Genomic DNA, 13,346 nt, shown 5'->3' on the forward strand with positions numbered 1-13,346 from the left:
CGCTCCTCTCATACCAGCGCGAAGGCCTCGGCCTCCGGCTGTGTCAGGCCCCCCAGGCGGCGGCGCGCCATGTCCAGCGCCACGCTTGCCGCACGGTCCCGCAGCGCGGCCCGGCTGCGGATACGCCCGGCCGGATTCATGCGGCGCACCCACACCGCCTTGCCGTCGCTCAATGCGACATAGACCAGCCCCACGGGTTTTTCTGCACTTCCGCCGCCAGGCCCGGCAATGCCGGTGATGCCTATTCCCAGGCCGGCGCCGGCTGCCTGCCGTACCCCCTCCGCCATTGCGCGGGCGACCTCGGGGCTCACGGCGCCCACGGTATCGAACAGCTCCGCCGGTACCCCCAGCAGCCTGGTCTTAACCTCGTTTGCATAAGTCACCGCGCCCATATGAAACACCTCGGAGGAACCCGGTACGTCCGTAATCCGTTTTGCCAGCAACCCGCCGGTACAGGATTCCGCCGTCGCCAGGGTCATGCCCCGGGCGGCGAGCGCCTGCACCACCACCTGCTCCAGGCAGCTGTCCGATGTGCCGTCCTCATTGACAATATAGACCGCCTCGTCCAGCCTGCGGCAGATTTCCGCTACCATCGGCTCACACAGAGCCGACGCCGCCGCCGGGGTCTCAGCCTTGGCTGTCACACGGATAAACATCTCGTTTTCCTTGGCATAGGTTGCCGCCGTGGGATTGGAGCTCTCCAGCAGGTCTGCCAACCGTTCGGCAGCACTGCCCTCCCCGATGCCGAATACCCGCACCATGCGGGAGGCAATCACCCCGCCCGTGCGGGCAGCCAGGAACGGTGCCGCATAATGGTGGAGCATCGGCAGCAGCTCTGAGGGCGGGCCGGGCAGCATCAGCACCAGCACCCCCTGCCTGGACTCAAACACGCAGCCAGGGGCCGTGCCGGCATCATTTTGCAGGACGGTGCAGCCGCGGGGAAGATCGGCCTGCTTATATTGGCTGGGGCCGCACTCACGCCCCCGAAAATATTCCTCAATCCGCGCCGCGCTGGCGGGGTCGCGCACCAGCTCCACACCGGCGGCCTGCGCCACGGTTTCCTTGGTCAGGTCGTCGCCTGTAGGGCCAAGCCCCCCGGTGGTAATAACCAGGTCACTGCGGGCAAACGCCGTTTGCAGGGCCTCCCGCAGACGGGCGGGGTTGTCGCCGACCGTGCAGGAGAACAGCAGGTCTATCCCCAGTGCGGAGAGCTCCCGCGCCACATAGGCGGCGTCCGTGTTTACCGTGTGGCCCAGCAGCAGCTCCGTGCCCACGGAAATAATTTCAGCCTTCATTCTCAATCCCTCCCGATTCTGTAGCCTGTAGGCTCATGCTTCATGTTTTAAAACCCGCGCATAGATTCCGGCGCCCCGGCAAAGCGGCCGCGGCCAAAAAACAGCGGCGCGGCGCCCGGGCCTGTCATGCAAAGTCAAATTCCGTCTGGCCCGGGACAATTTTACGCGTGTAGATGCCCTGCAAGCTCTCTTCAACCAGCGCGTCAATATCCAGCACGCTTTCGGCCTCCTCCACCTTGGCAAGCTCCGGCCGGGTGGTCGGGTGGCGCGGCGTAAATACCGTACAGCAATCCTCATAGGGCTCAATGGAGATGTCAAAGGCATCGATCTTGCGCGAAGCGAGCACAATTTCGCTCTTGTCCATCCCGATAAGAGGCCGGAAAACCGGCATTTCCGCTACCGCGTCCGTACAGGCGATGGCCTGGATGGTCTGGCTGGCCACCTGGCCCAGGCTCTCGCCGGTAACCAGCGCGCTGCAATTTTGCCGGCGGGCAATCCGCTGGGCGATGCGCATCATAAAGCGCCGCATAATCAGCGTAAAGTACTCCTCCGGGCAGCGTTCGCGGATTTCCTCCTGAATGTGGCTGAAGGGGGCCGTTACCATATACAGGCGGCCCGCATAGGCGCTTACACGCTCCAGCAGGCGGCAGACCTTTTCCTCGGCCCTCAGGCTGGTATAGGGCGGGCTGGCAAAATGAACGGCCGTGAGCTCCACCCCGCGCTTAGCCATCATCCAGGCTGCCACCGGGCTGTCGATGCCGCCGCTGATGAGCACAGCCGCGCGTCCGCCGGTACCCACCGGGATGCCGCCCGCACCGGGCAGGGCATCGCTGTGGATGTAAGCGGCAACCTCGCGCACCTCCACGCGCACCGTCACATCCGGCTGGCGGACATCCACCGCCAGGTGGGGGTACTGGTTCAAAATAGCCTCGCCCACCTCCGCGGAAATTTGCGGCGAAGTCTTGGGAAAGCGCTTGTCGGAGCGCTTTGATTCCACCTTAAACGTCCTGGCGCGCCGCAGTGTGCCGCCCAGGTAAGCGCCGGCCTCGCGGAGGATGCTCTCCATCGACTTTTCGGTAACGCGCGCCCTGGTATAGGCGATGACGCCGAAGATGCGCGACACCTGATCCACTGCCGCCTCAAAATCGGCCGCAGCGTCCAGCGGCTCAATATAAACCGTGGACTGCGCCGATCGGATGCTGAAATTCCCCAGCGGCTCCAGCCGGCGGCTGATATTTTTCATTAAAATATTTTCAAACCGGCTGCGGTTCAGCCCTTTGAGGACAATCTCGCCCAATTTAACCAGAATGACCTCCTCGGGCTGAAAATCCGCCTGTCCGTCCTGTTGTTTCGTCATTTGCTCCATCCTCAATTCTCTGTTATTGATTGCTCAGCGGCTGTGTGCGAGCGTATCGAGGCCTTCTCGCAGCGCCCGCGCAAAAAGCTCCACATCATCCACCGTATTATTCCGGGAAAAGCTGACCCGCAAGGCCGACTCAATCTCTCTTTTCTCCAGCCCCATCGCCGTGAGCACGTGGCTTTGCCGGCCCTTGGCGCAGGCCGATCCGGAGGAAACGTAAATCCCCCGCTCCGCCAAAAAATGAAGCATGGTTTCGGCCCGCACGCCCCGGGCCGACAAATTCAAAATATAGGGCGCCGCGGCATCCGCAGCCCGCGGCGTATGCACAACGACCTCCGGCATGGGCTCCAGCAGGGCCGCCAGCCGGTCCCGCAGCAGGGTCGCATGCCTGCGGGCTTCCTCCAGCGGGGGCAGGGCCTCCACCGCCGCGCCCATGCCCGCAATGGCAGGCACGGGCTCCGTGCCCGGACGGATGTCCCGCTCCTGGCCGCCGCCGTAAAACGGCGCCGCCAGGCGGGCGCCGCCGGCAATATACAATGCGCCGGCTCCCTTGGGGCCGTGGATCTTATGCGCGCTGACCGTCATCAGGTCAATGCCCTGGCGGGCCGGGTTCAGCGGCAGCCTGCCGTAGGCCTGCACAGCGTCCACATGCAGCAGCGCGGGGGCCTGGACGGCGGCAATGGCCCCGGCGGCGGCATCAACCGGCAGAATCGTTCCCACCTCGTTGTTGACCGCCATCATGCTGACCAGAATGGTCTGCGCCGTTACCGCCTCCCGGACCTGGCCCTCCCGGATGCAGCCAGCATGGTCCGGCTGCAAATAAACCACCTCAAAGCCCTCCTTTTCCAGGGCCTTCATGGTATTCAGCACCGAGGGATGCTCCATAGCCGTGGTCACAATACGCTTGCCGCGCCGGGCTCTGCTGTGCGCCGCCCCCAGCAGGGCGATATTGTTTGCCTCTGTCCCGCCGGAAGTAAAGTAGATTTCCGCGGGCCTGCAGCCCAGTGAGCGGGCCACCGCGCTCCGGGCATGGGCCAGCAGCTTCTCCGCCGCAAAGCCGAGCGTGTGCAGGGAGGACGGGTTGCCCCAGCAGGCCGTCAGGGCCTCGGCGGTTTTTTCCACCGCCTCGGGGCAGGGTTTGGTTGTCGACGAATTATCCAAGTAAATCTCGCGCATAGGCGTCATACTCCGTTGCTCATTTTCTCATATTTTTATGAATAGTATATTTCCGTTTTTTGAATAGACCCGAACAGCCGGGAAGCCGCGGCAGCAAAAAACGGCTGCATTACTGTTATTATACCGCAAACCGCGCCGCGCCGCAAGGCAGCCCGGGACGCCAATAATTGGAATCCGCGCCTCTCACCGGAAACCGTTGAGAAAGTCTTCGGGCACCACAATATTTTCAACCGGGATCTTCGACCAATCAAACAGCCGCGCCAGCTCATATGCGCTGATCGCCTCTTCCGACGGCAGCAGGCCGCCCAGCTGCGCCAGGCGGCCGAGGATTTCCTCCGGATGCCAGCCCCGCTGCCGCAAATATCCCAAGTCCATGCCCCGGTCCCGTTTGGACAGGCGCCGGCCCTCCGCTGTCACCAGCAGCGGAATGTGGTAAAACCGCGGCGCCGGTTTGCCCAGCAGCCGGTACAGGTAGAGCTGGCGCGGTGTAGAGCTCAGCAGGTCCCTGCCGCGGACCACCTCGGTAATACCCATGGCGGCATCGTCCGCCACCACCGCAAACTGATAGGCATACACCCCGTCCGAACGCCGGATGATGAAATCCCCGCAGTCCCGGGCCAGGTTTTCGGCATAGGGGCCTAGATGCCCGTCTGTAAAGGCCACCCTGTCCTGACCTGGCTCCGGCACCCGCAGGCGCAGGGACGGCGCCCGTCTCTGCGCCTGCTCTGCACGCTCCCGCGGCGAAAGCGCCCGGCAGCGGCCGCTGTAAACCGGCGTCCCATCCGAGGCGTGCGGCGCCTGCGCGGCGTGGAGCTCCGACCGTTTGCAATAGCACGCATAAACCTGCGTGCGCTTTGAAAGCGCCTCCAGACAGTCCGCATAAACCGGTGTGCGCAGGCTCTGACGGTAAGGGCCGTCCGGGCCGCCCACACCGTCGCCCTCGTCCCAGTCCAGCCCCAGCCACCGTAGGTCGTCCTCCAGCTGAGCGGTATAGGCCGGCTTACAGCGGCCGGGGTCCAGATCCTCGATGCGCAGCACCAGCGTTCCGCCCTGCGCACGCACCGACAGCCAGGCCAGCAGGGCGCAGAACACATTGCCAAGGTGCATACGCCCGCTGGGGCTGGGCGCAAACCGCCCCCGCACCGCAGGCCTTTGCCCGCCCTGCCCCGGCGCCCCAGACGCCGTGCCTTTTTGTACCTTACAACCGGCTTCCTCTGCCACAGGCCTCTCTCTCCTTTATGTAAAATCCACTGCTCATAGTATAAAGGATTTTACACCGTTTTCCATTTAAATTTTCACCCGGAAAGCGGGTACAAGCCGCCCCGGCATTAATATTGGCACATTTTGAAAGCAGCCTTTTGTAAAATAATGTTGAAGATTCTCATACAAAATGTTGTAAACCGTCTATTTCTCTTTTATGATGTTGTAATAGCTATATTTCTTTAATGGAAATATATACCAATGTTCATCGTGGCCGGCGGCAAACGGCAATGCCCGTTATTTTATAAAAAGGGAACTCGTCCCCTTTTTTGTTTTACTTTCGCCGCTGCCACAAGGCCCATCCCCAACCCCTAAAGGAGGCGTAGCTTTGAGTTTATACGGGTATATCAGGGTATCCTCCCGCGATCAAAACGAGGACCGCCAGATTATGGCGCTTTCGCAATTCCCAATTCCGGAAAAAAACATCTATATTGATAAGAAATCCGGCAAGGACTTCAACCGCCCCGCCTACCGGCGGCTGCTCCGGCGGCTGAAGCCCGGAGACCTTCTCTATGTAAAGTCCATTGACCGGCTTGGCAGAAATTACACGGAGATCATCGAGCAATGGCGGATTATTACCCGGGAAAAAAACGCGGATATCAAGATTATTGACATGCCCCTGCTGGACACCACCTATGGCAAGGATCTGCTGGGCACCTTCATCAGCGACCTGGTGCTTTCGGTGCTCTCCTATGCGGCCGAGCTGGAGCGCGACCATATCCGCAGCCGCCAGGCCGAGGGCATCGCGGCTGCAAAGGCGCGCGGCGTCCGCTTTGGGCGGCCGGTTAAAAACCTGCCGGATAATTTTGACGAGCTTTACACCGCCTGGCGCCGGGGGGAGCTCTCCTCCGCCGACCTGGAGAAGGAGTGCGACATGGCGTTGGGGGTAATCTACCGCAAAATCCGCGAGCGCCAGCAGAGCAGCGGAATGAACGCCGCCCTGCCGCCCGTGCGCAAATACCGCCGGGGCCGCTTTATCAAGGCCGCTCCGCGCCCGCCGGTTGTACCGCCGGTTATACCTCCGGAAAGCGGCGTCACAAAACCGGAGGCGCTGGAATAGGATGTAAAAGAATGATTCCGGAAAGCGGTGGTTAACATTGAACGACTTGCTTCCTTCCCTGGCAGAATCCCTGCTTTTGGTGCTGGCGCTCTCGATGGACTCTTTCGTCGCCAGCTTCGCCTATGGAACAAACCACATCCGTATTCCTCTTTCCTCCACCATCGTCATCAGCACGGTGTGCAGTGCAATTCTGGGCCTCTCCCTGCTTGCGGGTGTGCTTATCCGGCCCTTTGTGCCCGGTGAGCTGGTAAAGGCTGTCTGCTTTTTCATTCTTTTGGCGCTCGGCCTGGTCAAGGTTTTCGACAGCTCCCTCAAAGCCGCAATTCGCCGGAGAAAACACATACACAGGGATTTTACCTTTTCCGCGTTACATCTCAACTTTATTCTTACCGTTTACGCAGACCCCGAGCAGGCGGACCAGGACCGTTCCCGCCTGCTTTCCCCCGCCGAGGCGTTCTCGCTGGCTGTGGCGCTTTCGCTGGACGGCCTGGCCGTTGGCTTTGGCGCGGCGCTGGGCAGCGTAGGCGTTTGGCAAAGCCTGCTTTTTTCCCTGTTCATCGGCGCGGGCGCCGTGCGGCTGGGGGCATTTCTCGGCAACCGGCTGGCGTCCCGCACCTCTTTGGACCTTTCCTGGATCGGCGGCGTGCTGCTGCTGGCCCTCGCCCTTTTAAAGCTGTAAAACCAGCGGGCCGCGCGGCTTCTCGCAAGCGCTTCTTCTGCTTATCCTCCGGTTGAACCGGGGGATTTTCTTACTGTAAGCGCAAAAAGCCCGGCGCGTGGCACTGTGGCCGCCGCGCCGGGCTGCAAGCTTTTTATAGCCGCCTTCCGCTGCAAAAGGGCGGCCCTTCCCCGGGTGGTATTTTTCACCTTTTAGCGCTGCTTGGCTTGGGCCGGGCTCATGCCGGAAAGCAGCCGCGCCGGCGGCTCCCCGGCACACCGTACTGTTTTTTGCGGACTAGCTGCCACACCGGGTACCCCAGGGTGCACAGCGTTCGCTTTCTGTAAAAACCCAGCGACTCGTAGAGCCCGGGCTGCTCACCGTCGCCGTCCCCCGCGGGCAGCACCGCCGCCACCACGTCCCGTTCCGGGTCCAGGCAGGCCAGCATGGCGTTCAGCAGCTGCGTTGCAATCCCCCTGCGCCGGTAGCCGGGCGCCACGGCCAGAAAGCGCAGCATATTTCTACCGGCCGAAAACAAAACCACACCGGCCAGCTTGCCCCTATACCAAGCACAGAAGGCGTTCTTATTCAAAATACCCTGGTAAATCATTCTGCGGCAGTGCGTCAGGCCCTCTTCGGTGTCCAGGCTTGGGAAGCTCCAGCGCACCTGATCCACCAGTTCCATCCATGCGTCAAGATCCTGCGGCGCAGCCGGTCTAATTTCAACCTGTCGGTCCATACCCATCCTCCGTTTATTCCGTTATCTCACGCACCGCATAGACGTATTGTTCCCCTGTGGCCTCATTCGTGCGCAGCACATAGTCCATGCGCTTGTGCGCCTGCTGGGCGGAATCCGCCGAGGAACCGTCGTGATCCACCGATCCGGGCGTGACATATGCAACCCGCAGCACCGTGTCGCCATTTTCACTGCGTGCGCTCTCCGTGTAAGGCTCATAAGCGCTCTCCGAGCTGAATAAGGCCACATGGTACTGCGCCGTTTCCTCATCATAGGAGTAGAAGGTGTCCTCAGGGGTCCGTGGGCTCAGGCGGCAATCCGGGCCGAAAAGCATGCTGCACGCCGCGGACACATCGCCGACCGGAATCAGGGCGCGGCCCGCATCGTCGTACTCGGTGTAGGATGCCCCGTTGTCCGCCAGAATCGTCTGCCAGAGGGCGGCGTTCTGCACAAACTCGGGATCTGCCTTTTCCGGGCTCTCAAAGGGCTCGGGGTCCTGCATAACCACCGGGGCCAAAAAGCTGTCGTACGCCCTCAGGGCGCTGTCGTCCGTAGCCGCCTGGTAGATCTGCCTACCTGCCAATGTGGCAATTGCGCACACGCCCACCAGGGCCAGCGCCAGCACGAAAGCGCCAAGCGCGACGCCATACCGCCGCGTACCACGGCGGCGCTGGGCGCGCGGCTGCACAAGCGCCGCCCGCGGGGAATCCTCCGGTACGCCGTCGCGCAGCGATTCCCCCACCGGGAGAAAATCGTCCAGCTCCTCGTCCTGCGCCGCCTCCATGACCTCCTCTGGAGCCTCCTCCGGCGCGGCCTTCCCCTGCCCGCCATCCTCCGGCCGGGGCTTTACGGGGCTGGGGGCGTTCCGCTGCCCATCCTCCCGGTAATCCGCCGTAAAAACGTCAACCTCCGTCTTCGTCTTTTTCTCCATAGTCCGCTCCGTCCTTCCGCTTCCGGTTTGTTTTCAGCCGCCCTCTCACGCCGTCTTTTCCCGCGGCGCACGTTTACGCGTTAAACGCGAACCTGGCCGTCGCCTTCAATAATAAATTTGGATGAGGTAAGCTCGCAGACGCCCATTGGCCCGCGCGCATGCAGCTTTTGGGTGGAAATGCCGATCTCTGCGCCCAACCCGAGCTCGCCGCCGTCTGTAAAGCGCGTCGAACAGTTGACATAAACCGCGGCGGCGTCCACGCCGGCGGTAAAGGCGTTGGCATGCGCATAGCTGCCCGTAACAATGCACTCGCTGTGCCCGCTGGAATAAGCGGCGATATGGCTCATTGCCTCGTCTATATCCCGCACTACACGGACGCCCAGGATATAGTCGAGAAATTCGCGGGGCCAATCCTCCTCAGAGGCCGGTACTACGGCAAAACCGTGCCGGGTGAGGATTTCTTCCGAGCGGGGGCAGCAGCGCAGCTCTACCTGCTTTTGTGCGAGCTGTTCCGCCATCACCGGCAGAAACGCTTCCGCCACCGCCTCGTGCACCAGCACCTTTTCCAGCGCATTGCACACCGAGGGGCGCGAGGTCTTGCCGTTGTATAAAATACTGGCGGCCATCTGCAGGTCCGCGGAGTCGTCCACGTACAGGTGGCAGTTGCCCACCCCGGTTTCAATCACCGGCACATGGGCGTTCTCAACCACCGAGCGGATCAGCCCGGCGCCGCCGCGGGGGATCAGCACATCGAGGTACCCCGTCAGGTTCATCATCTCCAGCGAGGAAGCCCGGCTGGTGTCGCGCACAAGCTGCATCGCGCCAGACGGCAGCCCCGCCGCACAGGCGGCCTCCGCCATACAGTCCAGAATAGCGGTATTGCTGTGAATGGCCTCCTTGCCGCCGCGCAGGATCACGGCGTTGCCCGCCTTCAGGCACAGGGCGGCGGCATCCGCGGTGACGTTCGGGCGCGCCTCATAGATGATGCCAATAACCCCCAACGGCACCCGCACCCGGCGGATGCGCATGCCGTTGGGCCGCACACTGCCGCTGATAATGCTGCCGATGGGATCCTCCTGCGCGGCAACCTGGCGGATGCCGTCCGCCATTCCCTGAATCCGGGCAGGTGAAAGCGCCAGACGGTCCAGCAGGGATTCCGTCATCCCCGCCTCGCGCGCCGCCGCCAAGTCCAGCTCATTCTGCGCCAGCAGCTCATCCTCATGCTGCTCCAGCGCGTCCGCCATTGCATAAAGCGCCTTGTCCTTCAGCGCGCCCGCTACCGCCAGCGACTTTGCCGCCTCCCGGGCGCGGCTGCCCATTTCCTCCAAAACTGTCATATCCGGGTCCCTCCAATCATCAACATTCCATTCTGCCGTAAAGGCAGAGATTATCCGCACACAGCCCGCTGCAAGGCCATAGAGCCGCGGGCGCTTTTTCCGCTTAAGGACGGACAAGGCCGCCCTACTGCTATTGTAAACCGGGCGCGCTTTATTTTGTGCCGAAAATTGTCCCGATCTGCTCGCCGTCAAACAAACGGTAAAGATTTGCGGGCGTGGCGCCGCTCATTACACAGCAGGGGATCCCCTTTTCGTTGGCCATCGCCGCCGCCGAGACCTTGGTAAACATGCCGCCCGTGCCGCGCGAGGTACCGGCCCCGCCCGCCAGGGCCCGTACCTCCGGGGTAATTTCAGCCACATAGGGGATGCGCCTGGCATCGGCGCTGGCCTTCGGGTTTGCATCGTAAAGGCCGTCGATATCCGTCAAAATAACCAGCAAATCGGCAGACGTCAAAATGGCGACCACCGCGGAGAGCGTATCGTTATCACCGATTTTCGCGCCGACAAGCTCGTCAACCGCCACCGTGTCGTTTTCATTGACCACGGGGATGATTCCCATCTCAAGCAGCTCACGGAAGGTATTTTCCACGTTTTTGCGCGTCGCCTGGTTGTTGAGCACATCGCTGGAAAGCAGCACCTGCGCCACGTTTTGGTTGTACTCGTCGAAAAATTTATCATAAATAAACATCAGCTCGCACTGGCCCACGGCGGCAACCGCCTGCTTGCGCTCTGTCTCCGCCGGGCGCTCGCGCAGGCCCAGCTTGCCCATGCCGACGCCGATGGCCCCCGAGGTCACCAGCACCACCTCCCTGCCGGAGTTTTGCAGGTCGCTGAGCACCTTGCAAAGCGCCTCGATCCGCCGCAGGTTCGGTTTGCCGTTTTCATAAGTCAGGGTCGAGGTTCCCACCTTGACCACAATTCTTTTTGCCTGTGTAATGTGTGACATCTTGTCGTTCTCCCATCCTCCGTATTGCGGGCCCCTCCCGCTTATCAGCGAAAAAAATTTCCGCTTCGGGGCCGCCCGCCAGGGGCATGCCCGGAAAGGAAATTCCAACTGCTCCAAAGCAGGGCTTTTCTTTATCATAATTATACTGTGTATTCGGAAAAAAAGCCAGATGTTTACGGTTAAAAATTGGACAGGTGGCAAAAACACGCCTTTCCGCCCGCGTGGGGCCCAGCCGTTTAACGCCCCGCCGGAAGCGGCGGCCCCTAAAAACAAACAGGAGGGCCGCTGCCCCCGGGGCGGCGCGTCCTCCTGTTTATATTTATAAATTTTATAAAGCCGCTCAGCCGAACTCCGTCTCGCTGGAGCGGTCCGGGTCCCCGCAGAGCACGGTGGGATGCAGCAGGTAATCAAACAGCTCGGGGCTGATGATCTCGCGGGCGAAGAGGATGGCGATTTCCTCCGCGGGCGTATCCATGGCCTTGACGGCGGCGGCAATCGGCTTTGCTTCCCCGCGGTGGTTGGGCGCATCGGGGTCATAGCGGAAGATGCCCAGGTTTAGCCCAAATTCATGCAGGTTGTCCAGATAGGAGTGGTTCGCCATCATATCCACGGTCTTCATATTGCGGGCCTTCAGGTATTCCAGCACATAACCGGCGGCCGCCTGTTTTTCTTGCAGATCGCGCAGCGGGCCGTTTTCAGCGTTAAAGCCCTGCTCGCTGAATACGATGCGGCGCGGGGTCCCCCGGTACAGCAGCTGCGGCTGCGCCAGGTAAGCCTCCAGCACCTCCATGTTCTTATAGGTGATTTTCGGCGTGGCAAAATCAAAGGTCGCCCGGCGGTCGTTCCAAAAATCCGGCAGCCAGCTTTCCGGGTAGGGGTGGTGCGCTACATGCCAGGGAAAATCGCCGTCGCGCGCTGAAATCACGCCCAGGTGGTCGATAATGTCGCGCCCGTGGTAGAGCCGCAGCGGGTTTTCATGCAGCTCGTTCCAGTTGTTTGCCAGCGAGACATAGACCCTAAAGCCGCTGTAATGCCGTTTGCCGCAGATCCAGGCCAGGCGCATAGCCACACTGTACTCCTCGACATAATCCTTCACCGGCATCTCGCCCACATTGCCCCAGTTGGTTTGCAGGTTGATTTCATTGGAGATGATGACGCCGCCGATGCGTCCATACTTTTTGTCCGCGCGGGTGTAGCGCTCTGCCAGGAAGGACACAAACGCGCCGTACACCCGCTGGCCCGCCTCAGTGGTCATGTTAAACGCGCTGATAAACGCGCCCGGGTCGCCCCACTCATATTTTGGGTGGATGCAAACATCCAGCAGCGCCTGCTCCTCATGGGAGAAAAACTTGGACGGCGCGTTGAGCAGAATCAGGGTGTTGACCTCGTACCCGGCCATATTTTTTTCCAGCTTTTCCAGGCTGTCGCGGTAGAAATAATAGGTTTGGCCCTCAAATTCATAGGGGATGGTGTCCGGCTGCTCCTCCAGGGCGACCATAGCCGGCAGGTTGACGTCAAAACGAGACTGCTTAATGCCAAACTCCCGGCCCTCCTCGTGGGGGCAGACCAGGGTTTTGATGGTATCCGGCTGCGGATAGGGGTAGACATTTTCCGGCACATCCGGCGCGAAGTCGGTGACATAATGCGCCCCCTCCAGCTCCGTGCCGCCCTGGCGGCAGAAAAAGCGGCTGAGGGCCCGGTCATGGCCGTCGGCAAAGCGCGCGCAGGCGGCGGCGCCGCCGGTAAAGGCCAGCTCCTCCTGCGCAACCAGGCGCGGCGTTCCGTGCACGACGGGGGTCTCCTCCCGCAGTGTCACCGGGCCGCTGAACGCTTCATCCAGACAAAACCGCAGCATATTTTTCTCAACGGTAATGGTTTCTAATTTCATTGGTAAACAGCATCCTTTCTGCGTATATATTCAAAGGCCGGGACTCCCCAAGCTTTTCCGGCCCTTGCAGCGAACGACAGGGGGCGTTTACTTCCCGGTTTTCTGCCGGATGAACGCACGGAAATCCGCCCAAGTTCCCCTGGAAAAGCCCTCCTTATCCACTAAAACAGCCAGGTTTTTCGGCAGCAGCAGTATGCATAGGCGTTTGGTCTCCTTCACCTTTTGCACCTGGCTGTACTGGCAGGAGACCTTCCCGCCGCTCTGCCTGTTGTACAGAGTAAACTCCCCGTCGGAAAAAGAGACCTCGGTCTCCACCTCCGCATGGTACCGCTCCTGGTGGCTCTGGTAGAGCGCGCGGGCCTGCTTGGCCGGGAGCCTGTAGTAAACAACCCCCAACGCGGCGGCCGCAAAAAAGAAAAGGAGCGAAAAAAACGAAAAGCCCTCCAGAACCCAGTTTGCTACCCCCGCGCCGGCAAACAGAACCAAAAACACCACCGAATACACCTTTGATGAGGTTTTCTGGGTCGCCCGGACCATTTCCTCCAGGCACACCCGCGTATAGCGGCAGCGGTTTTCATATAGATTTTTCATTGCCCAATCCCCTATCCTCTCAGCCGGTTCCGCTTTTTCCATGCGGAAAAGGGCGGCGCCGGCCATTCGTCACGTTTATTAAGCCACTTTCAGCGCCTATTGTCAAGC

The 13,346-nt window shown here is 61.1% G+C and carries 11 protein-coding genes and 1 pseudogene; 2 read left to right on the forward strand and 10 right to left on the reverse strand.

Translation table 11 applies throughout. From position 1 onward, the window contains the following. Nucleotides 1-8: 8 nt before the first annotated feature. The 4 genes from DPQ25_RS08115 to gluQRS form a co-directional block, all read right to left on the reverse strand. Nucleotides 9-1,295 (reverse strand): competence/damage-inducible protein A, encoded by a 1,287-nt coding sequence (locus DPQ25_RS08115; RefSeq protein ID WP_112332670.1) that lies wholly within the window; start codon nucleotides 1,293-1,295, stop codon nucleotides 9-11. A gap of 124 nt (nucleotides 1,296-1,419) precedes the next feature. Next, complete coding sequence (gene thiI / locus DPQ25_RS08120) at nucleotides 1,420-2,652, reverse strand: tRNA uracil 4-sulfurtransferase ThiI (RefSeq protein WP_112332671.1); 1,233 nt, start codon at nucleotides 2,650-2,652, stop codon at nucleotides 1,420-1,422. Nucleotides 2,653-2,685: 33 nt separating this feature from the next. After that, nucleotides 2,686-3,831: a cysteine desulfurase family protein gene (locus DPQ25_RS08125; RefSeq protein WP_112332672.1), complete on the reverse strand. Its 1,146-nt coding sequence runs from the start codon at nucleotides 3,829-3,831 to the stop codon at nucleotides 2,686-2,688. A 183-nt stretch (nucleotides 3,832-4,014) separates the two neighbouring features. Continuing rightward, nucleotides 4,015-4,974 (reverse strand): tRNA glutamyl-Q(34) synthetase GluQRS, encoded by a 960-nt coding sequence (gluQRS, locus tag DPQ25_RS08130; protein WP_262510513.1) that lies wholly within the window; start codon nucleotides 4,972-4,974, stop codon nucleotides 4,015-4,017. Between the two features lie 445 nt (nucleotides 4,975-5,419). Between gluQRS and DPQ25_RS08135 the strand changes: the two are divergent. Together DPQ25_RS08135 and DPQ25_RS08140 are read left to right on the forward strand one after the other, a co-directional pair. Continuing rightward, a pseudogene (locus DPQ25_RS08135) lies at nucleotides 5,420-5,992 on the forward strand (recombinase family protein); the annotation flags it as partial. Nucleotides 5,993-6,188: 196 nt separating this feature from the next. Continuing rightward, the gene (locus tag DPQ25_RS08140) at nucleotides 6,189-6,830 is read left to right on the forward strand and encodes a manganese efflux pump (RefSeq protein WP_112332674.1); all 642 of its coding nucleotides are present in this window, start codon (nucleotides 6,189-6,191) and stop codon (nucleotides 6,828-6,830) included. A 217-nt stretch (nucleotides 6,831-7,047) separates the two neighbouring features. Here the strand turns inward: DPQ25_RS08140 and DPQ25_RS08150 are convergent, their stop codons facing one another. From DPQ25_RS08150 to DPQ25_RS08180, 6 genes are all read right to left on the reverse strand, one after another. Beyond that, on the reverse strand, nucleotides 7,048-7,548 hold the full coding sequence (locus tag DPQ25_RS08150) for a GNAT family N-acetyltransferase (RefSeq protein WP_177576948.1): 501 nt from the start codon (nucleotides 7,546-7,548) through the stop codon (nucleotides 7,048-7,050). 13 nt (nucleotides 7,549-7,561) lie between these two features. Beyond that, complete coding sequence (locus DPQ25_RS08155; protein WP_112332677.1) at nucleotides 7,562-8,476, reverse strand: hypothetical protein; 915 nt, start codon at nucleotides 8,474-8,476, stop codon at nucleotides 7,562-7,564. Nucleotides 8,477-8,556: 80 nt separating this feature from the next. Beyond that, nucleotides 8,557-9,813 carry a glutamate-5-semialdehyde dehydrogenase gene (locus DPQ25_RS08160; protein ID WP_112332755.1) on the reverse strand — a complete coding sequence of 419 codons (1,257 nt, stop codon included), beginning with the start codon at nucleotides 9,811-9,813 and terminating at the stop codon, nucleotides 8,557-8,559. A 151-nt stretch (nucleotides 9,814-9,964) separates the two neighbouring features. Beyond that, the gene (proB, locus tag DPQ25_RS08165; protein ID WP_112332678.1) at nucleotides 9,965-10,759 is read right to left on the reverse strand and encodes a glutamate 5-kinase; all 795 of its coding nucleotides are present in this window, start codon (nucleotides 10,757-10,759) and stop codon (nucleotides 9,965-9,967) included. Nucleotides 10,760-11,099: 340 nt separating this feature from the next. Beyond that, entirely contained in the window at nucleotides 11,100-12,647 is a 1,548-nt protein-coding gene (locus DPQ25_RS08175) for a DUF5722 domain-containing protein (protein WP_112332680.1), read from the reverse strand. Nucleotides 12,648-12,734: 87 nt separating this feature from the next. Then, nucleotides 12,735-13,238: a YcxB family protein gene (locus DPQ25_RS08180; RefSeq protein ID WP_177576949.1), complete on the reverse strand. Its 504-nt coding sequence runs from the start codon at nucleotides 13,236-13,238 to the stop codon at nucleotides 12,735-12,737. Nucleotides 13,239-13,346: the final 108 nt, after the last annotated feature.

Origin of the sequence: Hydrogeniiclostridium mannosilyticum (assembly GCF_003268275.1) — a bacterium.
GTDB classification, from domain to species: domain Bacteria; phylum Bacillota; class Clostridia; order Oscillospirales; family Acutalibacteraceae; genus Hydrogeniiclostridium; species Hydrogeniiclostridium mannosilyticum.